The organism is Paracoccus sp. TD-10, from assembly GCF_048270675.1.
Classification (GTDB): Bacteria; Pseudomonadota; Alphaproteobacteria; order Rhodobacterales; family Rhodobacteraceae; genus Paracoccus; species Paracoccus pantotrophus.
Map to the genome: position 1 here is coordinate 376,375 of NZ_CP182419.1, position 26,889 is coordinate 403,263.

Genomic DNA, 26,889 nt, shown 5'->3' on the forward strand with positions numbered 1-26,889 from the left:
CCCGCGCGATCAGGACAGCCGGTCCTTCAGCCCGAACCACAACCCCACCAGCGGCAGGAACCAGGGCTTGCCGCTATGCGCCGGGATCGCGGGCCAGGCGAGGCCCTCCAGCGGGTTCGTGCCGCGCCGGCCCAGGGCGATGTCCGCCAGGACCTGCCCGACCAGCGTGGACATCTGCGCGCCATGGCCGGAATAGCCCATGCCATAGATCATGCCGTCCACTTCTCCGGCGCGGGGGAAGCGGTCCTTGGTCATGTCCACCAGCCCGCCCCAGCAATAATCGATGGGAATATCCGCCAGATGCGGAAAGATCGCGGCCATGGACCGGCGCAGGATCGTCCCAGATTTCGCGTCCGAGGTCTGGTCCGACCGGGCCGAGAACCGTGCCCGTCCGCCGAAAATCAGCCGCCGGTCGGGCGACAGGCGGAAATAGTTGCCGATGTTCATCGAGGTCACGCAGGTCCGGTCGCCGGGCAGGGTGGCGGCGACCTCGGCATCCGACAGGGGCCGCGTGGCGATGATGAACGACCCGACCGAGATGATGCGTCGCCGGAAGTGCCGCAAGGGCGCCGTCGTACCATAGGCGCCGGTCGCCGCGATCACCCGGCCCGCGGCCAGGCTGCCGCGCGGGGTCTGCAGCTGCCAGCCATCGGCCAGCCTTGTCCGGCCGGTCACGGGCGCGCCTTGCCAGATCCGCGCGCCATGGCGATGCGCCGCCGTGGCAAGCCCCTGGGCATAGCGGCCCATGTGGATCATCGCGGATTTTTCATACAGCATCCCGCCGTGGAAGCTGTCGGACCCGACCTCGCTTCGCACCTGGTCGCGGTCCAGCCAGCGGGTGTCGGGATCGACCTCGGCATGGATCAGGTCGAAATTCGCGCGCAGCCCCGCGACATGGCTGGGCTTGGAGGCCAGCTTCAGCTTGCCGGACCGGCGGAAATCGCAGGCGATGCCTTCCTCGGCCACGATCTGCTCGATCATGTCGATGGACCGGTCATAGGCGCGATACAGGGCATGGGCGCGCTCTGCCCCCAGATGCGCCTTGGCATCGGCATAGCCATGGGCGATGCCGTTGTTCAGATGCCCGCCATTGCGGCCCGACGCGCCCCAGCCGACATGCTCGGCCTCCAGCAGCGCCACGCGCACCCCGGCTTTCGCCAGGCTGCGGGCGGCGTTCAGCCCGGTGAAGCCGCCGCCGATCACGGCCACGTCGAAGCGCCCCTCGATCGGGCCGGCCTCGGCGCCCGCAAAGGGGGGCACGCCATCATGCCAATAGGATGCGTATTTCGTCACAGCCCCACCACCTCGGCCAGGCCCGAGATGTCCCGGACCTCGGTATAGCCGTAATGGGGATTGGCCGGCTCATGGCCGCGATTGACCCAGACCTTGTTGCGGATCCCCAGGTCATGCGCGGTCATCAGGTCATAGCGGAACGACGACGACACATGCAGCACGTCCTCGGGGCCGCAGCCAAGCTGGTCGAACATGTATTCGAAGGCCCGCATCTGCGGCTTGTAGGCGCCCGCGCTTTCGGCGGTGAAGACATGGTCGATGGGCGCGCCCAGCTTGGCGATGTTATGCGGGATCTGGTCGTTCATCGAATTGGTCAGCGCGACCAGCGGGATCTTCCCGGCAATGCGGCTAAGCCCCGCGGGCACGTCGAGGTTCGGTCCCCAGGTCGGCACGCGGTTATAGATATCCTCGGCCACCGCGGGATCGAAGGCGATGCCGTTGCGCTTGCAGGTGCGTTCCAGCGCGTTGTGGACGACCTCGGCATAGGGTTTCCAGGCGCCCAGCACCTCGTCCAGGCGGTAGGCCGCGAAATTGGCGATGAATTTCTCCATCTGCGGGCCGCTGAGCTGCGCGCCGTAATGGTCGCGCGCGGCGCCCGCCATGTCGAAGAAGATCATCGTGCCGTGGCAGTCGAAGGTAATGAATTTCGGGCGCAGCGCCATGGGGGCCTCCTGTTGGTCCGTTTGACCCATCATTGGCGCGGTCTTGCGACAGCGCATGCGGCAGTCGGGCGCCTGACGGCAGGAGATTGCGAAATTCCGGCAATGGACGGCAGGCCGTGCCGCCCATGACCCGACAACGGTGCCCGACCCTGCGCGGATCGGGCCAGGCTGGCGGCGTAACGGAAAGGAACCCCATGACCCTGCTGACCCCCATCGACATCGCCCCGGCCTTTGCCCCGCGCGAAGACGTGGCCGCCCCTGAGAAACTGATCGAGGGCGCCCCCGCCTTCAAGACCTGGGCGCTGGACGAGGTGCCCCTGGGCAACTGGTCGAAGATCCGCACCGGCATCTGGGAAGCGACGCCCGGCACCACGCGTTCCGCCAAGGGCGAGGCGCTGGAATTCTGCCATATCCTCTCCGGGGTGGTCGATCTGACCGAGGAAGGCGGCGAGACGCGCCGCTTTACCGCGGGCGACAGCTTCCTGATGAAGCCCGGTTTCAAGGGCACCTGGAAAACCATCGAAACCGTGCGCAAGATCTATGTCTTCGCCGACTGATCTTCTGGCCCGGCTGGTCGGGTTTCCCAGCGTCGTGGGCGGCCCGAACGGCGACATCATCGGCTTCGTGGCGGATTACCTGCGCGGGCATGGAATCGAGCCGGCGCTGGTCCCCGGACCCGAGGGCGACCGCTGGAACCTGTTCGCCAGCATCGGCGATGCCTCGCGCCCCGGCTATGTCCTGTCGGGCCATCTCGACGTGGTTCCGGCGGGCGAACCGGATTGGCGGGCCGATCCCTTCGTCTTGCGCCGCGACGGCGACCGGCTGATCGGGCGCGGGGCCTGCGACATGAAGGGCTTTGTCGCCGCCGCCCTGGCGATGGTGCCCGAACTGGTCGCGATGCCGCTGTCCGCGCCGGTCCATATCGCGCTTTCCTATGACGAGGAGGCGGGTTGCCGGGGCGTGCCGCATCTGCTGGCGGCCCTGCCCGGGCTTTGCGCGCCGCCTCTGGGGGCGATCATCGGCGAGCCGTCCGGCCTGGTGCCGGTGCTGGCGCACAAGGGCAAGGCGGCGCTGCGGCTGGTGGCGACGGGGGTGGCGGGGCATTCCTCGCGCCCCGACCTGGGCGCGAACGCGATCCACGCGCTGCTGCCGGCGCTGAGTGCCGCCGCGGCGCAGGCCGTGGCGCTGCAATCCGGGCCGCAGGATCCGCGCTTCGCGCCGCCCTGGTCCAGCCTGCAGATCGGCACCGTCGCGGGCGGGCAGGCTGTCAACATCATCCCCGACCGCGCCGAGGCGCAGATCGAGGCCCGCGCGATCCACGGCGTCGATCCCCGGGCGATCCTGGAGCCGGTGGTCGCGGCGGCAGCGGGGCTGGCCGTGGACTGGCTGTCCTCTTATCCGGCGCTTGCGCTTGACGGCGATCACCCGCTGGCGCGGCTGTTGGCCGAGCTGACGGGCGCGACGCCCCTGGGCGCGGTCAGCTATGGCACCGAGGCCGGGCTTTACCAGCAGGCCGGGATCCCCGCGATCATCTGCGGCCCCGGCGACATCGCCCGCGCGCACCGCCCCGAGGAATACCTGACGATGGCCGAATTGCAGGACGCCTGCGCCCTGATCCGTCGCCTGGGGCGGCGGCTCTGCCTGTGACAGCATTTTCTGCGGCGGCAGTCCTGCCATCCGCAGGACATGCCGCGCGCCCTGGCCAGATCGGCAATCCTGCGGGCGCGCCCGTGGCAGGATGGTGCCAAGAAGGACAAACCGCATGACCACGACCACTGCTCTTACTGCCTTTACCCCCGCCCATCTGCCGCAGGCGCTGCGCCTGTCGCAGCAGGCCGGCTGGCCCCACCGGGCCGAGGACTGGGCGCTGACCCTGTCGGTATCCCAGGGCGTCGTGGCGCTGGACGAAGGCCGGGTGGTCGGCACCGCGCTGTGTTCGCCCTTCGGCCCGGTCGCCACGCTGAACATGATCATCGTCGATGCGGCGATGCGCGGGCGGGGCCTGGGCCGCGCACTGATGGAGGCGATCATCGCCCTGGCCGGCGACCGCGAAATGCGCCTGATCGCCACCACGGACGGGCTGCCGCTTTACGAAAAACTCGGCTTCCGGGCCAGCGGCCAGATCGTTCAGCATCAGGGCCTTGCTGTCGCAACCGCGCCGGAACGGCCCGTCGCCACCGGCCGTCCCGCCGATATCGACCGGCTCGCCGATGCCGACCGCGCCGCCAGCGGCATGGACCGCGCATCCCTTTTGCGCGACATCGCCGCCGGCGGCGAGATCCTGACCTGCAATGCCGGCTTTGCCCTGCTGCGCGATTTCGGGCGCGGCCGCGTGGTCGGGCCGGTTGTCGCCCCCGACACCGCCACTGCCCGCGCATTGCTGGCCGAGGCCGCGCGCCGCTGCGAAGGCAGCTTCCTGCGTGTCGACCTGCGCGCGGAACAGGGCCTTGGCGGCTTCGCGGCGATGCTGGGCCTTGCCCATGCCGGCGGTGGCACCGCCATGACCCGCAATCCGCGCACCCCCGCACCCACGACCCAGGCCCTGATCTCGCAAGCCCTGGGCTGAACCCGGAGACCCCCATGCTGAGCAATTCCCTGGCCGAGCTTGACCGCCGGCACCTGATCCACCCGGTTTCGTCCTTTCGCGGGCATGAACAGCGCGGCGTGCGCATCCTGACCGGCGGGCAGGGCGCGACCGTCACCGATAGCGAGGGGCGCACCCTGATCGACGGCTTCGCGGGCCTGTGGTGCGTGAACGCGGGCTATGGCCACGAAAGCATCGTCGAGGCCGCCGCCGAGCAGATGCGCAAGCTGCCCTATGCCACCGGCTATTTCGACCTGGGCGCCGAGGCGCCGATCCGCCTGGCCGCCGCCCTGGCCGAACGCGCCCCGGGCGATCTGAACCACGTCTATTTCACGCTGGGCGGATCGGACGCGGTGGACAGCACCATCCGCTTCATCCGCTATTACTGGCACGCCAAGGGCCAGCCGGGGCGCGACCAGTTCATCTCGGTCGCCAACGGCTATCATGGGTCCACGACCATGGGGGCGGGGCTGACGGCGCTGCCGGGCTTTCACGACGGCTTCGGGGTGCCCTATGACTGGCAGCACAAGATTTCGTCGCATGACCTGTATCGCCACCCGGCGGCCCGCGATCCGCAGGCCGTGACCGAGGCCTCGGTCGCGGAACTGCGGGCGAAGATCGAATCGCTCGGCCCCGACCGCGTTGCCGCCTTCTATGTCGAGCCGATCCAGGGCTCGGGCGGCGTGCTGGTGCCGCCCAAGGGCTGGATCAGGGCGATGCGCGATCTGTGTGCCGAATACGGCGTGCTGTTCGTCGCCGACGAGGTGATCACCGGCTTTGGCCGCACCGGCCCGCTATTCGCCTGCGAGGACGAGGGCATCGTTCCCGACCTGATGACCACGGCCAAGGGGCTGACCTCGGGCTATGTGCCGATGGGCGCGGTCTTCATGCGCGACCATGTCTATGAGACCATCGCCGACGGTGCGGGGGCCAAGGCCGTGGGCCATGGCTTCACCTATTCCGCGCATCCGGTCAGCGCCGCCGTGGCGCTGGAGGTGCTGGCGCTCTACGAAGGCGGGTTGCTGGAAAACGGCCGCCGTGCGGGCGCGCGGTTGCAGGCCGGGCTGGAAAGCCTGCGCGATCATCCGCTGGTGGGCGATGTGCGGGGCAGGGGGATGCTGGCGGCGGTCGAGCTGGTCGTGGACAAGGAGGCCAGGACTCCCCTGCCGCCCGAGGTCCAGCCCGCCACGCGGCTGTTCGACCGGGCCTGGGAACAGGGGCTGATCGTGCGGTCCTTTGCGCAAGGCATCTTCGGCTATGCGCCGCCCCTGTGCTGCACCGAGGACCAGATCGACCAGATCGTCGCCCGCACACGCAAGGTGCTGGATCTGACGCTGGAAGACCCGGAAATCCGCGCGGTCCTGCGCTGATGGCGCTGCTGCTGCATTCCACCCCCGAACGCGGCGCCGTCTGGGGGCACATCTTCGCCGAGGCGGGCGAGGGCTTTATCCCCGACGAGGCCAGCGTGACCGACCCCGCGCAGGTCACGCATCTGGCCTGCTGGACGCCGCCCGCCGATTTGTCGCGCTATCCGAACCTGCGCACGGTGATCTGCGTCGGGGCGGGCACCGACCATTTCCCGGCCTTGCCGGAGGGGGTGGCGCTCTCGCGCACCATCGCGCCGGGGATCGAGGCCATGGTGCGCGACTGGGTGGTCATGGCCACGCTGGCACTGCACCGGGATCTGCCGTTCTATCTGGATCATGCCGCGCGCGGCGAATGGCAGCCCCGCCCGGCGCGGCTGGCGCGCACGCGGCGCGTGGGCATCATGGGCATGGGCCGGATCGGGCGTCTGGCCGCCGCAAGCCTGCAAGCCCTGGGCTTTGCCGTTTCGGGATACAGCCGCTCGGGCAGGCCGGTCGAGGGGGTCGAGATCTTTGGCGCGAATCGGCTGGACGCCTTTCTGGCCGGGACCGATATCCTGGTCTGCCTGCTGCCGCTGACGGACGAAACCCGCGGCCTGATGGGCAGCGCCTTCTTCGACCGGCTGCCGCAGGGCGCGGGACTGGTCCATGCCGGGCGCGGCGCGCAGCTGGACATGGCGGCGCTGCGCTGGGCGCTGGACAGCGGGCGGCTTTCTGCCGCCATGCTGGACGTGACCGACCCCGAGCCCTTGCCGGCGGATCACTGGGCCTGGCGCGATCCGCGCGTGCTGATCACCCCGCATATCGCCGCCCATACCGATGCCAAGGAAGGCGCGCGCCACGCCCTGGCCGTCATCCGCGCCGACCGCGACGGACAGCCGGTGCCGGGCCTAGTGGACCGCAGCCGGGGATACTAGGGCGCTCGCGATATGCCGCGCCCCCGCCCAATACGAAAGAATCTGCTGCGCCGGCCGCCCGTTTCGGCGTTTTGCAGCCCCGGAATGGCGCAATCTGGATGTGACGGGACATGACGATCCGCGCGTCCGCCGATCTGACCGCCGCGGCCCGCGGCATCTGCGAAAGGAAGCTCACCCCATGGCCACCCTGACGGCGGCAAGACCCCTGGACCGCTTTTCCTATGTCACCTTCGATGTGGTCGGCACGCTGATCGACTTCGAGGGTGCGATCACCGGCGCGCTGGCGACGATCGCGGCCGATGCCGGCATGACCGTCGATGGCGAGGAGGCGCTGGCCATCTACCGCGCTGCCCGCTATCAGCCGGACGCGCTGCGCTTCCCGGACGACCTGGGCCGCTGCTACGGTCGGATCGCGGCGGCGACCGGCCTGCCCGACACGCCGGAAAACCGCCGGTTCATGATCGACGCCGTGGGCGAGGCGCAGCCCTTTGCCGACAGCGTCGAGGCGATGGCCCGGCTGAAGGCGCGCTACAAGCTGATCGCCATGACCAATGCCCGCCGCTGGGCCTTCGAGAAATACGAGGAAAAGCTGGGCAATCCCTTCTGGGCCAGCTTCACCACCGACGATACCGGCACCGAAAAGCCCGATTCGGCCTTTTTCCAGCAGGTCTTCGACTTCGTTGGCAAGAATGGCGGGACCAAGGACGACATCCTGCATACCGCGCAAAGCCAGCACCACGATATCGGCATCTCGCGCGCCTTGGGCATGACGAATGCCTGGATCCAGCGCCGCCATGCCCAGAAAGGCTATGGCGGGACCATCGAACCCGCGGAATTCACCGAACCCGACTACCACTTCCACGCACTGATCGACCTGGCCGAGGCCGCCGACAAGGCCTTCGACAACTGACTTCACCCGCCCGAGCGGACACGAGAGCCGCCGGGCAAGCAACAGGGATGACGACATGAAAGACCTCAAGCCGAACAACTGGACGGGCCGCGACGACGCGATGGTCGAGGCCGCAATCCGCCGCGGCGCCTCGCGCCGGGATCTGCTCAAGATGCTGATGGCGTCGGGCGTGGCGCTGTCCGCGGGCGGGTCGCTGCTGCTGCGCGCCGGTCAGGCCGTCGCGCAAACCCCGGTCACGGGCGGGCACCTGAAGGCAGCGGGCTGGTCGGCCTCGACCGCCGACACGCTGGACCCGGCCAAGGCGTCCCTGTCCACCGACTATACCCGCTGCTGCGCCTTCTATAACCGCCTCACCTTCCTCGAGGAGGGCAGCGAGGTGAAGATGGAACTGGCCGAGTCCATCGAGACGACGGACGGCAAGACCTGGCAGATCAGGCTGAAGCCCGACGTGACCTTCCACGATGGCAAGACCTTGACGGCGTCGGACGTGGTCTGGTCGCTCAAGCGCCATCAGGATCCGGCCGTGGGGTCCAAGGCCGCCGCCATTGCCGGACAGATGGCCGAGATCACCGCCGTCGACGACCGCACCGTCAGCATCGTGCTGGCGGCGGCCAATGCCGACCTGCCCACGATCCTGTCGCTGCACCATTTCATGATCCTGGCCGAAGGCACCAGCGATTTCAGCAAGGCCAACGGCACCGGCGCCTTCCTCTGCGAAACCTTCGAACCCGGCGTGCGCTCCATCGGCACGCGCAACCCGAACTATTTCAAGGGCACCGGGCCCTATCTGGACAGCTTCGAATATTTTGCCATCTCGGACAACAATGCCCGCGTCAACGCCGTGCTGTCGGGCGACATCCACCTGGCCGCCGCGATCAACCCGCGGTCCATGCGCATGATCGAGGGGCAGGACCATGTCGTCAGCGCGATCTCGACCGCTGGCAACTATACCAACCTCAACATCCGCCTGGACATGGCGCCGGGCGACAAGGCCGATTTCATCAAGGGCATGAAATACCTGATGAACCGCGACGCCATCGTGAACGGCGTGCTGCGCGGATTGGGCGAGGTCGCCAACGACCAGCCCGTCTCGGCCATGGACCGCTATCACAACCCGAACCTGAAGCCGCGCGAATTTGACCCCGAGCGCGCCAAGGCGCTGTTCGAAAAGGCCGGTGTGCTGGGCCAGGCGATCCCCATCGTCACCTCGGACGCGGCGAATTCGGCCATCGACTATGCCATGGTCGTCCAGCAGGCCGGCGCCCAGGCCGGCATGCCCTTCAAGATCGAGCGCGTGCCGTCCGACGGATACTGGTCGAACTACTGGCTGAAGGCACCGATCCATTTCGGCAACATCAACCCGCGGCCGACGCCGGACATCCTGTTCTCGCTGCTCTACGCCTCCGACGCGCCCTGGAACGAAAGCCACTACAAGTCCGAGAAGTTCGACGCCATGCTGGTCGAGGCGCGCGGCTTGCTGGACGAGGAAAAGCGCAAGGCGATCTATTGGGAGATGCAGGAAATGATCGCGGCCGAGGCAGGCACCATCATTCCTGCCTATATTTCCAACGTCGATGCGCATTCGTCGAAGATGAAGGGCATGCGCCCCAATCCCCTCGGCGGCCAGATGGGCTATGCCTTCGCCGAATATGTCTGGCTGGAGGGCTGACATCCCCACGCCCCGCGCCCCTGCGCAATGCGCGCAGGGGCATCCCCATTTATGGAGGTGTGACATGCTGCGTTCCGCAACCACCTGGATCCTGGTCGGCCAGCGCCTGGGCATTGCGCTCATCACGCTGCTGATCGTGTCCTTCGCGGTCTTCTTCGCGACCGAACTGCTGCCCGGCGACGTGGCCGAGGTGCTGCTGGGTCAGGCCGCAACCCCCGAGGCCGTGGCCGGGCTGCGCACCGCCATGGGCCTGGACGAGCCGGCGATCTGGCGCTTCCTGTCCTGGCTGGGCGGGCTTGCCACGGGTGATCTGGGGATGTCCTATGCCAACAAGATGGCCGTGGCCGACCTTCTGTCGGGGCGGTTGATGAACACGCTGCGCCTGGCGGGCATCGTCACGCTGGTCTGCGTGCCCGTCGCGCTGACCCTGGGCATCGCCGCCGCCATGTGGCGCGGATCCTGGCTGGACCGCCTGGTCTCGGTGCTGACCATTTCCGTCATCTCGGTGCCCGAATTCATGGTGGCGACGCTGGCGGTGCTGGTCTTCGCCGTCTGGCTGGACTGGCTGCCCGCGCTGTCCTTCGGGGTCAATGTGACCAGCATCGGCGACATGCTGCGCGCCTATGCGATGCCCGTCATCTCGCTGTCCTTCGTCGTCTCGGCCCAGATGATCCGCATGACGCGGGCCGCGGTGATCGAGACGATCAACACCCCCTATGTGGAGATGGCGTTGCTGAAGGGCGCGTCGCGCACGCGAATGGTGCTGCGCCATGCCCTGCCCAACGCGCTTGGCCCCATTGCCAACGCGGTGGCGCTGTCCCTGTCCTATCTGGTCGGCGGCGTGATCATCGTCGAGACCGTCTTCAACTATCCCGGTGTCGCCAAGCTGATGGTCGACGCGGTGTCCACCCGGGACCTGCCCCTGATCCAGAGCTGCGCGATGATCTTCTGCATCAGCTATCTGCTGCTGATCACGCTGGCCGATATGATCGCCATTCTCTCCAACCCGAGGTTGCGCCGTTGATGTCCCTTGCTTTGCGCCTTCCGACCCCGGCCCGGCTGGGATATTCCTTCAACTGGATGGGCCGCATCGGTCTGGCCGTGATCCTGTTCTGGGCGGTGATCGCCATCATCGGCCCCTGGATCGCGCCCTATCCCCCCGGCGACATGGTCGATTTCGACTATTTCGGCCCGATGAGCAGCCAGTTCTGGATGGGCAGCGACTATCTGGGCCGCGACATCCTGTCCCGGATCATCATGGGCACGCGCTATACCGTCGGCATCGCGCTGGCCGCGGTGATCCTGGCCTGCGCGGGCGGCGTGCTGCTGGGCATGATCGCGGCCGTGGTCGGCGGCTGGTTCGACATGCTGCTGTCGCGCTTTCTGGACGCCTTCAACGGCATTCCGCACCTGCTGTTCGGCCTGGTCGTGGTGGCTGCCGTCGGATCGTCGATCCCGATCCTGATCGTGACGCTGGCGGCCATGTACCTGCCGGGCTCCTATCGCTTTGCCCGCGCGCTGGCGGTCAACGTCAATACCATGGATTTCGTCACCGTGGCCCGCGCCCGGGGCGAGGGCTTCGGCCATATCATCCTGCGCGAGATCTTTCCCAACATCCTGGGCCCCGTCCTGGCCGATCTGGGCCTGCGCTTCGTCTTCATCGTGCTGGTGCTGTCGGGCCTGTCCTTCCTGGGCCTTGGCGTGCAGCCGCCCAATGCCGACTGGGGCGCCCTGGTGCGCGAGAATATCGAGGGCCTCAGCCTCGGGGCGCCGGCGGTGATCTTTCCCTCGATCGCCATCGCCTCGCTGACCATCTCGGTCAACATGTTCATCGACAACCTGCCCACCCGCATCCGCGACAGGAGCGAATGATGGATCAGCCGCTTGTTTCCGTGCGCGACCTGAAGATCGGCGCCAGGACCGACTCGGGCCGCGAGGTCGAGATCATCAAGGGCGTCAGCTTCGACATCGCCCCGGGCGAGATCGTGGCCCTGATCGGCGAAAGCGGGTCGGGCAAGACCACCATCGCCCTGTCGCTGATGGGCCATGCGCGGCCCGGCTGCGCCATCCAGGGCGGCACCATCCGCGTGGGCCGCCGCGACGTGACGGCGATGCCCGAACGCCAGCGCGCCGCCATGCGCGGGACCGAGGTGTCCTATGTTCCGCAATCGGCGGCGGCGGCCTTCAACCCGGCCAAGCGCATCATGGACCAGGTGGTCGAGATCACCGCCATCCACCAGCTGATGCCGCGCGAGCAGGCCGAGGCCAAGGCGCGGCAGCTGTTCCGCGCCCTGGCGCTGCCCGATCCCGACACCATCGGCAGCCGCTATCCGCACCAGGTCTCGGGCGGGCAGTTGCAGCGCCTGTCGGCGGCCATGGCGCTGATCGGCGATCCGGCGCTGGTGATCTTCGACGAACCGACGACCGCGCTGGACGTGACCACCCAGATCGAGGTGCTGCGCGCCTTCAAGTCGGTCATGGACAAGGGCGCCATGGCGGGGGTCTATGTCAGCCACGACCTGGCCGTGGTCGCCCAGATCGCCGACCGCATCATCGTGCTGAAAAACGGCGTGGTGCAGGAGGAAGGCGCGACCGAGCAGATCCTGCACGCGCCGAAGCACCCCTATACCCGCCAGCTGCTGGATGCCTTCGAGCCGGTGCCGCATGTTCCCGTGGCCCGGCCCGACGCGGCCGAGCCGATCCTTGCGGTGCAGAATCTCTGCGCGGGCTATGGCGCGATGCGTGATGGCGTGCCGGCGGCGAAGATCCTGCAGGATGTCAGCTTCCGGCTGGAACGCGGCCGCAACCTGGGCGTGATCGGCGAATCCGGGTCGGGCAAGTCGACGCTCGCCCGCGCCATTGCCGGCATTCTGCCCGCCTATCGCGGCAACCTGCTGCTGGACGGCAAGGAACTGGCGCCCGCGCTGCAACAGCGCAGCAAGGACGAATTGCGCCGCGTCCAGATCGTCTTCCAGCTGGCCGATACCGCGCTGAACCCCGCGCAGTCGATCGAGACGATCCTGGCCCGGCCCCTGACCTTCTATCACGGCATGACCGGGGCCGCGCGCAATGCCCGGGTGATCGAGCTTCTGGACATGGTGCGCCTGCCCGGCCACCTGCGCCACCGCCTGCCCTCGGAATTGTCGGGCGGGCAGAAACAGCGCGTGAACCTGGCCCGCGCCCTGGCCGCCGAGCCCGAGCTGATCCTGTGCGACGAGATCACCTCGGCCCTGGACACCGTCGTCGCGGCGGCCATCCTGGACCTGCTGAAGGAACTGCAGCGCGAGCTGAACCTGTCCTACATGTTCATCAGCCACGACCTGTCCACGGTCGAGGCGATCTGCGACGAGGTTCTGGTGATGCTGAAGGGCCGCGTGGTCGAGGCGCTGCCCGCCGCGCGCATGTCGACCGAGGCCGCGCATCCCTATTCGCGGCTGCTGATCGGGTCGATCCCGCAGCTGGATACCGGCTGGCTGAAGGGGCTGGAGCAGGATCCCGCCCTGATGGCGCAGTTCGCGGGACGGTAGCTGCGACGGGCAAGGGCCCAAGCCTTCGCGACCAGCTGTCCTGTCCACGGCTGCCGCCGGGCCGCAAAGGCCCGGCGGGGGCCGGCCTCTTTCGTTCGGTCCGGCGTCAGGACCGTTCCGCGAATAGCCTGGTCAGCGGGATCTGCGTCTTGACGAAGGGCGTCTTGATCACGACGAAGCTGAAATACTTGTCCACGCCCACGTCGCGGTCGATCAGCGATTCGATGATGTTCTGGTAGTCCACGATCCCCGAGGTCACGAATTTCGCCAGATAGTCGTATCCGCCCGACACCAGGTGGCATTCGATGCAGCTGTCGATCTTTTCCAGCGCCTCCTGGAAGCGCGCGAAGTCCGGCGGGCGGTGGTTCTTCAGGGTGAACTCGGTAAAGACGGTCAGCGTCTCGCCCAGCTTCGCCACGTTGATCTGGGCGCTATAGCCGGTGATGTATCCGGCCTGCTGCAGCTTCTTGACCCGCATCAGGCAGGGCGAGGGGGACAGCGCGACCAGATCGGCCAGCTCGACATTGGTGATGCGGCCGTTCTTCTGCAGCTCGGCCAGGATCTTCACGTCGATGCGGTCCAGTTTCAGCGGCGGTGTCATGCGATCTTCCTTCCCGTTCCGGATCTCTTCTGCTGCAATTCGGCCTCGCTGCCAACCGGCTGCAATTCGACAGGAAATGCCGCTGCCGCCGCGAGATGCGGCAGAAGCGGCTGGCCCCCCGCCGCTAGCCTGCGGTGACACGACCGGAGAACCCCATGCCCGCACCGCTTTTGCCCATCGAGACCGCCGGAAACCTGCCCGCCCGCGCCGATTGCGTCGTGATCGGCGGCGGCATTGTCGGGGTCTCGGCCGCCTATTGGCTGGCCCGCGCCGGGCAAAGCGTGGTGCTGCTGGAAAAGGGCCGCGTCGGGGCGGAACAGTCCAGCCGCAACTGGGGCTGGTGCCGGCAGCAGAATCGCGACGCCCGCGAATTGCCCTTGTCCACGCGCAGCCTGGACCTGTGGGAGCAGATGGCCGCCGACCTGGGCCCCGGCATCGGCTTTCGCCGCTGCGGGCTCTTGTATCTGACCGATGACCCGGCCGAGCTGGAAGGCTGGGCCGCCTGGGGCCGCTTCGCGCAAGGTGAAGGCGTCGACACCCGGATGCTGTCGGGCCCCGAGGCTGCCGAGCGCGGCCGCGCCACCGGCAAATCCTGGCTGGGCGGCGTCTGGTCGCCCACGGACGGCATTGCCGACCCCGCCAGCGCCGCGCCGCTGATCGCGCAGGGCATCATCAAGCATGGCGGCCATGTGATCCAGTCCTGCGCCGCCCGCGGGCTGGCGCTTGAGGCCGGCCGCGTCGCGGGCGTCGTGACCGAGCGCGGCACGATCCGCACCGGCACGGTGGTGATGGCCGGCGGGGCCTGGGCCGGCAGTTTCCTGCACCAGCTGGGGATCGGCTTCCCGCAAGCCTCGGTGCGCAGTTCGATCCTGTCGGTGATGCCGGGGGCCGAGGGGCTGCCCGATGCCCTGCACACCGCTGCCGTATCGGCCACGCGCCGGGGTGACGGCGGCTATACGCTGGCGATCTCGGGCCGGGCCAATGTGGATCCGACGCCGCGGATGATCGCCGGAGCCGGGCATTTCCTGCCGATGTTCGCGAAACGCTGGCGCGCCCTGCGCCCCGGCGGGTTGCAGGGCTGGGCTGCGGGGTTCGAGACCCGCGCCCGCTGGTCCCTGGATCGTGAAACGCCCATGGAGCGGGTGCGGATTCTCGACCCGCATCCGTCGAAGGCCCTGGTCAGGGAAACGCTGGCCCGCGCCCGCCGCCTGCTGCCCGCGTTGCGGGACATTCCCGTGCAGGCCAGCTGGGCGGGCTTCATCGACAGCACGCCCGACGGGGTGCCGGTCATCGACGCGGATTGCGGCCTGCCGGGCCTGGTCCTGGCGGCGGGCCTGTCGGGCCATGGCTTCGGGATCGGGCCGGGGGTCGGGCATCTGGTGGCCGACATGATCCTGGGCCGGACGCCGATCACCGAGATCGCGCAATACCGGCTGGACCGCTTCAAGGGCAGCCAATGGGGCAAGGTGGCGAAGTTCTGAGCTCATGCCGCAAAACGCCCGATGTGGAAATCCTCCAGCGGCGTTTCGCAGCGGCCTGTTGCGACCAGTTCCGCCATCGCATCGCCCACGCCGGGGCCCAGCTGGAAGCCGTGGCCGCAGAAACCGAAGGCATGGAACAGCCCCGCCGTGGTCCCCGAGGCGCCCATGACCGGCAGGCCGTCGCGGACATAGCCCTCGGCCCCCGACCATTGCCGGATAACCGCAACATGACGCAGGGCCGGGCACAGGCGCACCACCGCGCGCAATTGCGCGGGCAGGCGGGCGGGGTCGGCATGGGCACGGCCATCCGCGCCGACCGTCCCCCGGTCCACCGCGCCGCCAAAGACCACGTTGCCGCGTTCCACCTGCCGCAGATAGGCGCCGTGCTCGGCGGACCAGACCCCGACGACCGGCAGGATGCGATGCGGCAGGGGCTCGGTCACGGCCATCTGCGGGCCGCGAACCTCGATCGGCACGGGTTCGCCGAACTGCGCCGCCAGAGCCGCGCCGTGATGGCCCGTGCAGTTGACCAACCGATCGGCATGGAAGGTTCCGCGCGAGGTCTCGACGGTAAAGCCGGGCTTGACGGACAGCACCTGCGCCTGGTCCACCACCTGCACCCCAGCCCGCGCCGCGGCATCGGCAAAGGCCGGCGCGATCAGGCGCGGGTTGGCCGAGCCGTCGCGGGGCGAGAACGACGCGGCGATGGCATCCGGCCCAAGCCCCGGAAAGCGCCGCCGGATCTGGTCCGGGCCAAGCTCCTCGAGATCCAAGCCCCAGGGCCGGGCGTCTTCGGCAAAGCGGCGCATCAGGGCCAGGCCCTCGGGGTCGAAGATCAGCCGCAGATGGCCCGTCGCGCGAAACTCCACGTCGCGGCCCAGCAGCGTCTCCAGCCGGTGCCACAGGGCAAGCGAGCGATGCGCCAGCGGCAATTGCGGCAGGTAGCGCCCGCTGCGCCGGATATTGCCGAAGGATGCGACGGTCGCCCCGGCGCCGATGCGGCCGGTGTCGATCAGGGTCGTGGCGATGCCCCGGCGCGCCAGGAAGAACGCCGTTGCGCTGCCCATCAAGCCGCCACCCAGAACGATCGCCGACATCCGCGTTCCCCCGAAAACCTTGCCCAAGGGAACGCCCTGGGCCATGAAGGGTCAAGGACGGGTTCTTGGGTGAGCCATAAGTCGAACCTATGGGGTGGTGATGCGGGCCAGGCAGCTTGAGGTGTTCGTGGCGGTGATGCGCGCAGGCTCGATCACCGCCGCGGCACGGATGCTGAACATCTCGCAACCCGCCCTCAGCCAGGTGCTGCTGCATGCCGAGGACGAATTGGGTTTCGCCCTGTTCACCCGCGAAAAGGGCCGCCTGCACCCCACGCCCGAGGCGCTGGAGCTGTTGCCCGATGCCGAGCGGCTGTTCGCCGGGCTGGAAGGGCTGCGCCGCAAGACCGCCGACCTGCGGCAGGGGCGGGCGGGGCTGGTGCGCATCGCGGCCTCGCCCCCGCCGGCGATGTCCTTCCTGCCGGGGGTGCTGGCCGCCTATCGCAAGGCGCATCCCGACATCCTGGTGCGCGCCCATGTCGCCCCGGTCGCATCCCTGATCACCATGCTGCGCGCAGGCGATGTCATGCTGGCGCTGGCGCTGGACGACACGATGCCGCCCGATATCGACGTCGAGCCGCTGGGGGGCACGCGGTTTACCTGTCTCTTGCCGCCGGACCATCCGTTCCTGGACCGCGACGGGCTGACGCTTGCCGACCTGCAGGATCAGGCATTGATCTCCTATCGCGCGGCGACCCGCCCGCATCACGAATTGTCCCAGGCGGCCCGCGCCCAGGGCCTGCGGTTCGAGCCGGTCCTGGAAATCGACATGTCGATCACCGCCGTCGGCTTCGTGCAGGCGGGACTGGGGATTGCGGTGGTCGATTCGCTGCTGCCCTGGGCGCAGTTCGCGGGCATCCGGCAATGCCCGCTGCTGGACGATGTGGCGCTGCCCCTGTCGCTGCTGACGCTGAAGGGCCGCGTGCTGTCGCGCGCGGAAAGCCTGATGCGGGACACGATCCGAAGGCATAAGCCCGACTTATAGCCCGCGCCGCTTTGCGTCTTGGACGCGGATCGCCGCTTCTGGTTCCATCGCCTCGACCAATGACGGAGTGGCGGAATGGACGGGACCGTAACGGACTGGAAGATCGGCGTCGATATCGGCGGCACCTTCATGGATTTCTGCGCGCTGGAGGCGAGTTCGGGCCGCGTCGCATCGCTGAAGGTGCTGACCACGCCCGACGATCCCGGCGCCGAACTGCTGGAAGGGCTTCGGCTGCTGGCTGAACGCGAGGGGCTGGATCCGGCAAGGGTCAGCCGCTTCGTGCACGGCACCACGGTCGGCATCAACACCATCATCCAGCGCAAGGGCGCGCGCCTGGCGCTGATCACCAATGCGGGCTTCGAGGATGTGATCGAACTCGCCCGGTTGCGGATGCCCGAGATGTATTCGCTGTTCTGCCACCGGCCCGACCCGCTGGTCTCACGCGACATGATCTTCGGCATCCCCGCCCGGATGCGCGCCGACGGCCGCCAGACCCTCGCCCCCGATGAGGCCGCCATCGCCGATGCCGTGGCCCGCGCCAAGGCCGCAGGCGCCGAGGGGGTGATCGTGGCGCTGCTGCATTCCTGGCGCGACGGCTCGCAGGAGGCCGCCGTCAAGGCGCAGATCGAGGCGCAGGCGCCCGATCTGTTCGTCTTCACCTCGGCAGAGGTCTGGCCGGTGATCCGCGAATACGAGCGCAGCTCGACCGCGATCCTGAACGGCTATGTCCATCCGCGCGTCGCGGGCTATCTGACGGCGCTGGAATCGCGCCTGGCGGGGCAGGGGGTTCCGGCCCGCGCCATGCTGACCAAGTCGAACGGCGGGCTGATGACGGCGGCCGAGGGGCGGCGCGACTGCGTCTCGATGCTGCTGTCGGGCACGGCATCCGGCGTGATCGGCGCAAGCTGGCTGGCCCGTCAGGCCGGCGAGGATCGCATCCTGACGCTGGATATCGGCGGCACCTCGGCCGATTTCGCGCTGATCGTGGACGGGCAGGTGCAATTCGGATCGGACGAGCTGATCGGCGAGTTTCCGTTGCACATCCCCTCGGTCTCGGTCAGCTCCATCGGCATCGGCGGTGGCTCCATCGCCAGCGTGGACGCGCAGGGGGTGCTGCGCGTCGGGCCGGAATCGGCGGGATCGAACCCCGGTCCGGCCTGCTACGCACGCGGCGGGACACAGGCCACGGTGACGGATGCGATGGCGGTCTGCGGCTGGCTGGGCCACAGCCAGATGGCCTACGGCCAGTTGCAGATGGACGTGGCGCTGGCCCGGCAAGCCGTTGCTGCCTTGGCCGAGCAGCTTGGCCGCAGCCCCGAGGAAACCGCGCAGGCGATCCTCGACATCGCGATTTCCGAGATGTTCGTCGAGGTCGAGAAGCTGTCCTCGCGGGCCGGCGTCGATCTGCGGGATTTCGCTCTGATGCCCTTTGGTGGCGGCGGGCCGATGCTGGGGGCGTTCCTGGCGCGCGAACTGGGGATCTCGCGCGTCATCGCCCCGCGCCGTCCGGGCGTGGTCTCTGCGCTTGGCGGTCTGGTGGCCGATCTGCGCGGCGACTTCATCCGCACGGTCTTTGCCGATCTGGGCGCGGATCTGACCGCGCCGTTCCGGGCGCTGACCGATGACGGTCGCGCCTGGCTGGCCGCCCAGGGCCATCACGGCGCCGCCGACCTGCGCCTGTCCGCCGACATGCGCTATGCCGGCCAAAGCTACGAGATCGAGGTCGATCTGGAACCCGCCTGGCTGAACGATCCCGCCCGCATCGCGCAGGCCTTCCACGCCACGCATCTGCGTCTTTACGATTTCGACGACCCCGAGGGCCGGATCGAGATCGTGAACCTGCGCCTGTCCGCCATCGGTGCCGGGCCGAAGCCCGAATTTCCGACAGAGACGGGCGACCCCGCCCCCGCCCGGCCCGCGCGCCATGTGCCGGTGCATCTGGGGGCCTGGCAGGAGATCCCGCTCTATGACCGCGCGGACCTGACGGGGGGCGCGCGTTTCCACGGTCCCGCCATCGTCGCGCAGGAAGACACCACCTTCGCGATCCCCGAAGGCGCGGCGGCCCGGGTGGACGACCACCTGAACATCCACCTGAGCTTTGCGGAGTAAGCCCATGTTCGACAAGATGACGCTTCAGGTCCTGGCCAACCACGCCCGCGCGGCGGCCGAGAACATGGCCCATACGCTGCACCGCACCGCCCATTCCGCCTTCGTCAAGGAGACGCAGGACTTCACCGTCATGCTGATGGACAAGGGCGGCGACACCTTCGCGGTGCCGATGGACCTGGGCGCGACCTGGTATCCGGGCCTGACCTATGGCCGGGCCATCGCCATGGTGGACGATTACCGCCCGGGCGACGTGGCCTTCACCAACGACCCCTATTCCGGCCATGTCGCGACCCATGCCCCCGACACCCACCTGTGGAAGCCGGTCTTCGCGGATGGCGAGATCGTCGCCTGGACCGGCGGGCATATCCACAACACCGACATGGGCGGCGCGGTGCCGGCGTCCCTGTCCCGGTCCCTGACCGAGATCCATCAGGAAGGCATCCGCTTCCCGCCGATGAAGCTGGTCAACGAAGGCGTCTTCGACGAGCAGATCCTGCGGATCATGCAGACCAATGTCCGCAAGCCCGCGCTGAACATCGGCGACATCAAGGCGCTTGTCGGCGCGCTGAACACCGGCGAGCGCAAGGTGCATCAGATGATCGCCCGGTTCGGCAAGCAGGGCTTCGTCCAGGGCGTCGCGGCGCTGAAGGACCAAGCCGAGGCGCAGGCCCGCGACATCCTGCGCGCGATCCCGGACGGGGATTACCAGTTCGCCGATTACGCCGACGAGGACAGCGACCAGGCCAATCCCTGCCGGCTGAACCTGACCCTGAAGATCCGCGGCGACAGCGCGGTGCTGGATTTCACCGGATCGGACCCGCAGCTTGGCAGTTCGCTGAACGTGCCTTCGGGCGGGGATCCGCGCCATACCATGCTGCTGGTGGGGGTCTATTACGTCCTCTACACGCTGAACCCGCGCATCCTGCTGAACACCGGGCTGACGCGGCCCTTTACCTGCATCGCGCCGGAAGGCACGGTGCTGAACCCGGTGGCGCCCGCTGCCGTGGGGATGCGGTCGCTGACCTGCGCGCGGTTGCGGTCGGTGATCTTCGGGGCATTCTCGCAGGCCATTCCCGACCGGATGCCCGCCGCGCCCGCCGGCAACAACTGCATCATCAACGTGATGACGCGGGACGAGCGCACGCAGAAGACGGTCATCGCTGCCGTGAACCCGGTGGTGGGCGGCGGCGGCGGCATGCCCTGGCGCGACGGCACCAACGGCTCGGGCGCGGACGCGGCCTATTTGAAGAACACTCCCATCGAGATCACCGAGACCGAGGTGCCGGTGGAATTCGTCCGCTACGGCCTTGCGCAGGACAGCGGCGGGGCCGGACGCTGGCGGGGCGGGCTGGCCACCGAGATGGCCTTCCGCGTCTTCGCCCCCGATAGCCGCATCACCGCGCGCAACCGCGACCGCAGCGTCTTCCGCCCCTGGGGGATCCTGGGCGGCAAGGCGGCGGGCCTGGCCGAGATGATCGTGAACCCCGGAACGCCCGAGGAACGGCGCACCGGCTCTGCCGACACCGCGATCCTTGGCCCCGGCGATGTGCTGATGATCCGTTCCGCCGGGGGCGGCGGGCGCGGCAACCCCTTCGAGCGCGAGGTCTGGCGCGTCGAGCAGGATGTGGCGCGGGGCTATGTCTCGGCCGATGCGGCGCGGCGCGATTACGGCGTGGTCGTCGGCGATGCCGATGCCACGGCGGCGCTGCGGGCGCAGGCGACGGAACACCAGGGGCATTTCCATTTCGGCCCCGAACGCGACGGTTTCGAGGCGCGCTGGACCCATGCCGCCTATGAGACCCTGACGGAGATCCTGGCGGCGTTGCCGATCCATTGGCGCTTCTTCGCCAAGACCGAGATCTTCCGCCGCATGGAGGGCAATGGCCCCGAGGCCGTGCACCGCGCCTTCGACGCCGTCTGCGCGCGTTTCCCCGACCTGCCGCGCCCGGCCCTTGCGCAGGCCGCGGAATGACCGGGCAACTGGTCCGGCTGGCCGAGACGGGGCGCGCGCCGGTCGCCTTCCGTTTCGACGGGCACGACATGACCGGGCTCATGGGCGACACGGTGCTGACCGCGATCCTGACCGGCGCCGGATCGCTGCGCCCGGCCGAGTTCGGGCCGGAACGGCGCGCGGGCTTCTGCCTGATGGGCGCCTGCCAGGACTGCTGGATCTGGGCCGAGGACGGCTCGCGCCTGCGCGCCTGCTCGACGCCGCTTGCGGCGGGGATGCGGCTGCTTTCCGAGGCGCCGCAAGGGTGGCCCGCATGACGCGGGTGCTGGTCGTCGGCGCCGGGCCTGCGGGCATCCGCGCGGCAGAGCGGCTGGTCCGCGCGGGCCTGCGCCCGGTCGTGGTGGACGAAGCCGCGCGGGCCGGCGGCCAGATCTATCGCCGCCCGCCCGAGGGCTTTACCCGGCCGCCGGAAAAGCTCTATGGCTCCGAGGCCGGGAAGGCGCGGGCGCTGCACGCGCTGTTCGACGGAATGGTGGCGACGGGGCAGGTGGATTATCGCCCGCAATCCTCGGTCCATGCGATCCGCGACGGGGTGGCGCATGTCGGCGCGGCACGCATTCCCCATGACCGGCTGATCCTGGCGACGGGGGCCACCGATCGCCTGGTCCCGGTGGATGGCTGGCAGCGTGCCGGGGTCTATTCCCTGGGCGCGGCGCAGATCGCGCTGAAGGCGCAGGGCGTGGCCATCGGGCGGCAGATCGTGCTGGCAGGATCGGGGCCGCTGCTGACCCTGGTGGCGACGCAGCTGCTGGCGGCGGGGGCAGGGGTCGCGGCGGTGCTGGACACCTCGTCCCTGGCGACGCAGATGCGGGGTGGCATCGGCATGGCCCTGGCCCGCCCGGCGGTGACGGCGCGCGGGCTGGCGATGCGGGCGCGGCTTGGACGGCTTTATCACGCCGGCGTCCGGCTGGAGCGGATCACGGACGACGCGGTGCATTGGCGCGATGGCAGGGGCCGGGCGCAGGTCACGGAATGCGACGCGGTGGCGCTCGGCTGGCACCTGCGGGCGGAAACGCAACTGGCCGATCTGGCAGGCGCGCGCTTTGCCTGGTCCGACACCTGGGCGCAATGGCTGCCGGTCGCGGACGAGATGGGCCGGGCGGGGCCGGGCCTCTATCTGGCCGGAGACGGGCTGCGCATCCTGGGCGCGGACGGCGCCGAAGTCGCGGGTGCCCTGGCCGCTAATGCCTGCCTGAACGACCTGGGGACCGCCACGCCCGGCACGCGCGCGCTGCTGCGCCGCGCCCGGCGGCTGCACCGCTTCGCCGCCGCGATGGCGCGGGCCTTTCCCTGGCCCTCGGGCCAGCTGGATGCGCTGCCCGATGCGGCTGTCCTGTGCCGCTGCGAGGGGATCACCTTGGGACAGATGCGCGATGCCGCAGGCCTGGGCGGGGCCGAGGCCAATCGCGTGAAATCCCTGGGCCGCATCGGCATGGGTCGCTGCCAGGGCCGCTATTGCCAGCTTGCCGCCGCTGCGCTGATCGCCCGCCACGCCGGTCTTGCTCCGCAGGAGGTGGGCCGGCTGCGCGGCCAGCCCCCGGTGCGCCCGGTGCCCGTCGGCGCGTTGCTGGAGGACTGACAGCATAATCTTCCGTGCCTCGGTGCGGCACGGTGATTTCTGCTGCCCGATGCGCCCCTTCGGCAGCTTTCGCCGGCCGCCCCGCGCCACCCTTGTCCCAACAGCCGAGGATGCCATGACCCTTGCCTTCGATCCCCTGTCCCTGACCCTGCCCGCAGGCCATTTCATCGACGGCGCCTATGTCGAGGACGAGGCGCGGCTCGAGGTGCGCGCCCCCTCCAGCGGCCGGGTGATCGGCCATATCCCCGTAGCCGATGCGGCCATGGTGGACCGCGCGGTGGCGGCGGCGCGGCGGGCGCTTGCCGTGTCGGGATGGGCGACCCTGCATCCCCGCGACCGTCTGCGCGCGCTGCATGCCTGGGCCGACCTGATCGAGGCCGAGGCCCCGGCGCTCGCCCGGCTGGAGGCGGTCTGCTCCTCCCGCCCGGTCGCGCATGTGGCCGCGGGCGACGTGCCGGTGACGGCAGAACAGATCCGCTTCTTTGCCGAATTCGCCGACAAGGAAGGCGGCGACCTGGTGCCCACGGGCGCGGGCAGCCTGGGCTTCATCGCCGCCGAGCCCTATGGCGTGGTCGGCGCCATCGCGCCCTGGAACTTCCCGATCTCGATGGCGGGCTGGAAGCTGGCGCCGGCCTTGGCCGCAGGCAATGCCGTGGTGCTGAAACCGTCCGAGATGACGCCCTGGTCCACGCTTTACATGGCCGAACTGTCGGTGCGCGCAGGCATTCCCGCGGGGCTGGTCAATGTCGTCCTGGGCGACGGGCCGGTCACCGGGGCGGCGATCACCGGGCATGCCGGCATCGACAAGGTCAGCTTCACCGGCTCGACCCGCGCGGGGGCGGCGATCATGGAGAATATCGCGTGCACCGGCATCAAGCCGATGACCCTGGAACTGGGCGGCAAAAGCCCGATGCTGGTGTTCGACGATGCCGATGTCGACCTGGCCGCCACCTGCCTGGAGCGCGGCATCCTGCCCAATGCCGGCCAGTTCTGCGTCGCCGGATCGCGCATCATCGTGCAGCGCGGCATCGCCGATGCGCTGGCCGAGCGGCTGGCCGACCGCTTTGCCAGGCCGCGGCCGGCGCCGACCTGGGCGGAAAGCCCCGGCTTCTCGCCCATCATCTCGGACCCGCAGCTGCGGCGGATCGACGGCATCGTGCAGGCGGCGCGGGCGCAGGGCGGCGAGATCCTGTGCGGCGGCACCCGCTTCGATCACGAGGGCAGCTTCTACCGGCCGACCCTGATCGGCGGCGTTTCGGCCGACAATCCCGCCGTGACCGAGGAAATCTTCGGCCCGGTCGCCACCTTCCAGACCTTCGACACCGAGGAGGAGGGGCTGGCCCTGGCCCAGCACCCGACCTATGGCCTTTGCGCCGGGCTGTTCACCCGCGACCTGTCCCGCGCCCTGCGCCTGACCCGGCGGCTTGAGGCGGGGACGGTCTGGGTCAACCGCTATGGCCGGTCGCGCGACCATATCCTGCCGACCGGCGGCTGGAAGGCCTCGGGGCTTGGCAAGGATCTGGGACGCGAGGCATTCGCCGCGAACCGCCGCACGAAATCGGTGCTGATCGACATCTGAAGGAGAAGACCATGACCGCCCACAAGATCGCGCTGATCCCCGGCGACGGCATCGGCGTGGATGTGACCGACGCCGCGATGCAGGTGCTGGACGCCGCCGCCGCGCGCTTCGGCTTCACGCTGGAACCGTCCCGCTTCGACTGGTCCTGCGAGACCTGTCTGGCGACCGGCCGCATGATGCCCGAGGACGGGATCGAGCAGCTGCGCCCCTTCGACGCGATCTATCTGGGCGCGGTCGGCTGGCCCGCCACGGTGCCGGATTCCGTGTCGCTGCACGGGCTGCTGCTGCCGATCCGCAAGGCCTTCGACCAATATGCCAACATCCGTCCGCACCGGCTGCTGCCCGGCGTGGAAGGCCCGCTGAGGGCGGAAGGCTTCGACATCCTCTGCATCCGCGAGAACACCGAGGGCGAATATTCCGGCGCCGGCGGCCGCGTCCACCAGGGCCGCGACAACGAGGTCGCCACCGAAACCGCGATCTTCACCCGCAAGGGGGTCGAGCGCATCATCCGCTTCGGCTTCGAACAGGCGCGGGCGCGGCGCGGGCACCTGACCTCGGTCACGAAATCCAATGCGCAGAAATATTCGATGGTGTTCTGGGACGAGGTGACGCAGCAGGTTGCCGCCGAATATCCCGACGTGACCGTCAGTCCCATGCATATCGACGCCATGGCCGCCAAGATGGTGATGGCGCCGCAGGATCTGGACGTGATCGTCGCCTCGAACCTGTTCGGCGACATCCTGACCGATCTGGGTGCGGCGATCCAGGGCGGCCTGGGCTTCGCGGCCTCGGCCAATATCTGCCCCGACCGCAGCGGCCCGTCGATGTTCGAGCCGGTGCATGGATCGGCCCCCGACATCGCGGGCAGGAACCTTGCCAATCCCATCGCCGCGATCTGGTCGGGGGCGATGATGCTGGAGCACCTGGGCGAGAAGCCCGCCGCCGATGCGGTGCTGGCCGCCATCGAATCCGCCACCGCCCGGGGCATCGGCATCCGCCCCGGCTTGCACGGCACCGATGCCATTACCGCAGCCGTCCTGGCCGCGCTGGAGGAACACGCATGAACCAGATGACCGATTTCGGCCCGCAGTTGAACGATCCCGGCCTGTTCCGCCAGGCCGCGCTGATCGACGGCCAGTGGATCGCCCGCCCCGACATGGAGGTAATGAACCCCGCCACCGGCCGCGCCATGGGCACCATGCCCGACTGCACGGCAGATGAAACCGCGCAGGCCATCGCCGCCGCGGAACGCGCCATGGTGGCCTGGCGCAAGCGCACCCATGCCGAGCGCGCCGACCTGCTGATGGGCTGGTATCAGCTGATGCTGGACCACGCCGACGACCTGGCGCAGATCCTGACCGCGGAACAGGGCAAACCCCTGGCCGAGGCGCGGGGCGAGGTGCTTTATGGCGCCTCCTTCCTGCGCTGGTTCGCCGAGGAAGCGCGGCGCATCAACGGCAAGATCATCCCCTCGCCGGTGCCGGGCAAGAAGGTCTTTGCCATGAAGGAGCCGGTGGGCGTCTGCGCGATCATCACGCCCTGGAACTTTCCCATCGCGATGATCACCCGCAAGGTGGCGCCGGGGCTGGCGGCGGGCTGCACGATGGTGGTGAAGCCGTCGGACCTCACCCCCTATTCGGCGCTGGCGCTTGGCGTGCTGGCCGAACGCGCGGGCATCCCGGCGGGCGTCATCAACATCATGACCGGCCGCCCCGAGGCGATCGGCGCCACGCTGACCGCCAGCCCGGTGGTGCGCAAGCTGTCCTTCACCGGCTCGACCCGCGTCGGCGCGCTGCTGGCCGAGCAATGCGCGCCGACGCTGAAGCGCATGTCGCTGGAGCTGGGCGGCAACGCGCCCTTCATCGTCTTCGACGATGCCGACCTGGACGCGGCGGTCGAGGGCGCGATGCTGTCCAAGTTCCGCAACGGCGGGCAGACCTGCGTCTGCGCGAACCGGATCCTGGTGCAGTCGGGCATCCACGACGCCTTCGTCGCGGCGCTGGCGAAGCGTGTCGATGCGCTGCAGGTCGGCCCCGGCACGGCCGAGGGCACGACCATCGGCCCGATGATCAATGGCGCCGCCATCGCCAAGATCCGCGCCCATGTCGAGGACGCGCTGTCCAAGGGCGCGACCCGCGCCACCGCCGCGCGCGATCTGCCCGATGCCTATGCCGATCCGGTGGTTCTGGTCGGCGCCACGACCCAGATGCAGCTGGCCGCCGAGGAAACCTTCGGCCCCGTCGCCCCGATCTTCCGCTTCGAGACCGAGGAAGAGGCTCTGGCCATCGCCAACGGCACGCCCTTCGGCCTGGCCGCCTATTTCTTCACCCGCGACATCGCGCGGGCCTTCCGCGTGGGCGAGGCCTTGGAGTTCGGCCTTGTCGGGCTGAACACCGGCGCGGTCAGCCATGCCGAAACGCCCTTCGGCGGCGTCAAGGCCTCGGGCCTTGGCCGCGAGGGAGCGCAGGACGGGATCGAGGAATATCTGGAAACCAAGGCGTTCCATTTCGGCGGGCTGTAAGGC

Annotated in this window: 23 protein-coding genes; 19 read left to right on the top strand and 4 right to left on the bottom strand. The window is 69.1% G+C overall.

Annotation, left to right across the window (positions count from 1 at the left end; translation table 11 throughout):
* Positions 1-9: 9 nt before the first annotated feature.
* Positions 10-1,293: an NAD(P)/FAD-dependent oxidoreductase gene (locus ACNKFW_RS12825; protein WP_147428440.1), complete on the bottom strand. Its 1,284-nt coding sequence runs from the start codon at positions 1,291-1,293 to the stop codon at positions 10-12.
* Positions 1,290-1,955, bottom strand: a complete 666-nt coding sequence (locus ACNKFW_RS12830; protein WP_147428438.1) for a haloacid dehalogenase type II — start codon at positions 1,953-1,955, stop codon at positions 1,290-1,292. Before ACNKFW_RS12830 ends, ACNKFW_RS12825 begins: the two co-directional genes overlap by 4 nt.
* A gap of 194 nt (positions 1,956-2,149) precedes the next feature.
* Between ACNKFW_RS12830 and ACNKFW_RS12835 the strand changes: the two genes are divergently transcribed.
* From ACNKFW_RS12835 to ACNKFW_RS12880, 10 genes are all read left to right on the top strand, one after another.
* Positions 2,150-2,512 (top strand): cupin domain-containing protein, encoded by a 363-nt coding sequence (locus ACNKFW_RS12835; RefSeq protein WP_147428436.1) that lies wholly within the window; start codon positions 2,150-2,152, stop codon positions 2,510-2,512.
* A complete protein-coding gene (gene argE / locus ACNKFW_RS12840) occupies positions 2,496-3,602 on the top strand; it encodes an acetylornithine deacetylase (protein ID WP_147428434.1) in 1,107 nt (368 codons plus the stop codon). The genes ACNKFW_RS12835 and argE overlap by 17 nt, the downstream gene beginning before the upstream one ends.
* Positions 3,603-3,717: 115 nt before the next feature.
* Complete coding sequence (locus ACNKFW_RS12845; RefSeq protein WP_028710694.1) at positions 3,718-4,521, top strand: GNAT family N-acetyltransferase; 804 nt, start codon at positions 3,718-3,720, stop codon at positions 4,519-4,521.
* Positions 4,522-4,535: 14 nt separating this feature from the next.
* Complete coding sequence (locus ACNKFW_RS12850; protein WP_147428432.1) at positions 4,536-5,909, top strand: aspartate aminotransferase family protein; 1,374 nt, start codon at positions 4,536-4,538, stop codon at positions 5,907-5,909.
* Positions 5,909-6,820, top strand: a complete 912-nt coding sequence (locus ACNKFW_RS12855) for a 2-hydroxyacid dehydrogenase (protein WP_147428431.1) — start codon at positions 5,909-5,911, stop codon at positions 6,818-6,820. The genes ACNKFW_RS12850 and ACNKFW_RS12855 overlap by 1 nt, the downstream gene beginning before the upstream one ends.
* Positions 6,821-6,998: 178 nt before the next feature.
* A complete protein-coding gene (locus ACNKFW_RS12860; RefSeq protein WP_147428429.1) occupies positions 6,999-7,730 on the top strand; it encodes an HAD-IA family hydrolase in 732 nt (243 codons plus the stop codon).
* A gap of 55 nt (positions 7,731-7,785) precedes the next feature.
* A complete protein-coding gene (locus ACNKFW_RS12865; RefSeq protein WP_147428428.1) occupies positions 7,786-9,399 on the top strand; it encodes an ABC transporter substrate-binding protein in 1,614 nt (537 codons plus the stop codon).
* 64 nt (positions 9,400-9,463) lie between these two features.
* Complete coding sequence (locus tag ACNKFW_RS12870) at positions 9,464-10,423, top strand: ABC transporter permease (RefSeq protein WP_147428427.1); 960 nt, start codon at positions 9,464-9,466, stop codon at positions 10,421-10,423.
* Positions 10,423-11,271, top strand: coding sequence for an ABC transporter permease (locus tag ACNKFW_RS12875; protein WP_028710688.1), 849 nt, complete (start codon positions 10,423-10,425; stop codon positions 11,269-11,271). The genes ACNKFW_RS12870 and ACNKFW_RS12875 overlap by 1 nt, the downstream gene beginning before the upstream one ends.
* A complete protein-coding gene (locus ACNKFW_RS12880) occupies positions 11,271-12,926 on the top strand; it encodes an ABC transporter ATP-binding protein (RefSeq protein ID WP_147429162.1) in 1,656 nt (551 codons plus the stop codon). Before ACNKFW_RS12875 ends, ACNKFW_RS12880 begins: the two co-directional genes overlap by 1 nt.
* A gap of 106 nt (positions 12,927-13,032) precedes the next feature.
* On the opposite strand, the gene ACNKFW_RS12885 is transcribed toward ACNKFW_RS12880, so the two are convergent.
* Positions 13,033-13,515, bottom strand: coding sequence for an Lrp/AsnC family transcriptional regulator (locus tag ACNKFW_RS12885; protein WP_028710686.1), 483 nt, complete (start codon positions 13,513-13,515; stop codon positions 13,033-13,035).
* 167 nt (positions 13,516-13,682) lie between these two features.
* Here ACNKFW_RS12885 and ACNKFW_RS12890 point away from each other — a divergent pair, with 167 nt between their 5' ends.
* The gene (locus tag ACNKFW_RS12890; RefSeq protein ID WP_333483818.1) at positions 13,683-15,008 is read left to right on the top strand and encodes an FAD-binding oxidoreductase; all 1,326 of its coding nucleotides are present in this window, start codon (positions 13,683-13,685) and stop codon (positions 15,006-15,008) included.
* Between the two features lie 2 nt (positions 15,009-15,010).
* Here the strand turns inward: ACNKFW_RS12890 and ACNKFW_RS12895 are convergent, their stop codons facing one another.
* Positions 15,011-16,105: an NAD(P)/FAD-dependent oxidoreductase gene (locus ACNKFW_RS12895; RefSeq protein WP_147428425.1), complete on the bottom strand. Its 1,095-nt coding sequence runs from the start codon at positions 16,103-16,105 to the stop codon at positions 15,011-15,013.
* Positions 16,106-16,205: 100 nt separating this feature from the next.
* Between ACNKFW_RS12895 and ACNKFW_RS12900 the strand changes: the two genes are divergently transcribed.
* The 8 genes from ACNKFW_RS12900 (at position 16,206) to ACNKFW_RS12935 (ending at position 26,886) form a co-directional block, all read left to right on the top strand.
* Complete coding sequence (locus tag ACNKFW_RS12900; protein WP_147428424.1) at positions 16,206-17,087, top strand: LysR family transcriptional regulator; 882 nt, start codon at positions 16,206-16,208, stop codon at positions 17,085-17,087.
* Between the two features lie 75 nt (positions 17,088-17,162).
* Positions 17,163-19,196: a hydantoinase/oxoprolinase family protein gene (locus ACNKFW_RS12905; protein WP_147428423.1), complete on the top strand. Its 2,034-nt coding sequence runs from the start codon at positions 17,163-17,165 to the stop codon at positions 19,194-19,196.
* 4 nt (positions 19,197-19,200) lie between these two features.
* Positions 19,201-21,168 (top strand): hydantoinase B/oxoprolinase family protein, encoded by a 1,968-nt coding sequence (locus ACNKFW_RS12910; protein ID WP_147428422.1) that lies wholly within the window; start codon positions 19,201-19,203, stop codon positions 21,166-21,168.
* The gene (locus tag ACNKFW_RS12915) at positions 21,165-21,464 is read left to right on the top strand and encodes a (2Fe-2S)-binding protein (protein WP_028710680.1); all 300 of its coding nucleotides are present in this window, start codon (positions 21,165-21,167) and stop codon (positions 21,462-21,464) included. Before ACNKFW_RS12910 ends, ACNKFW_RS12915 begins: the two co-directional genes overlap by 4 nt.
* Positions 21,461-22,786, top strand: a complete 1,326-nt coding sequence (locus tag ACNKFW_RS12920; protein WP_333483816.1) for an FAD/NAD(P)-binding oxidoreductase — start codon at positions 21,461-21,463, stop codon at positions 22,784-22,786. Before ACNKFW_RS12915 ends, ACNKFW_RS12920 begins: the two co-directional genes overlap by 4 nt.
* Before the next feature lie 115 nt (positions 22,787-22,901).
* A complete protein-coding gene (locus tag ACNKFW_RS12925; protein ID WP_147428420.1) occupies positions 22,902-24,365 on the top strand; it encodes an aldehyde dehydrogenase family protein in 1,464 nt (487 codons plus the stop codon).
* Positions 24,366-24,376: 11 nt separating this feature from the next.
* A complete protein-coding gene (locus ACNKFW_RS12930) occupies positions 24,377-25,429 on the top strand; it encodes a tartrate dehydrogenase (RefSeq protein ID WP_147428419.1) in 1,053 nt (350 codons plus the stop codon).
* Positions 25,426-26,886 carry an NAD-dependent succinate-semialdehyde dehydrogenase gene (locus ACNKFW_RS12935; RefSeq protein ID WP_418025423.1) on the top strand — a complete coding sequence of 487 codons (1,461 nt, stop codon included), beginning with the start codon at positions 25,426-25,428 and terminating at the stop codon, positions 26,884-26,886. Before ACNKFW_RS12930 ends, ACNKFW_RS12935 begins: the two co-directional genes overlap by 4 nt.
* The last annotated feature ends 3 nt before the right edge of the window (positions 26,887-26,889 follow it).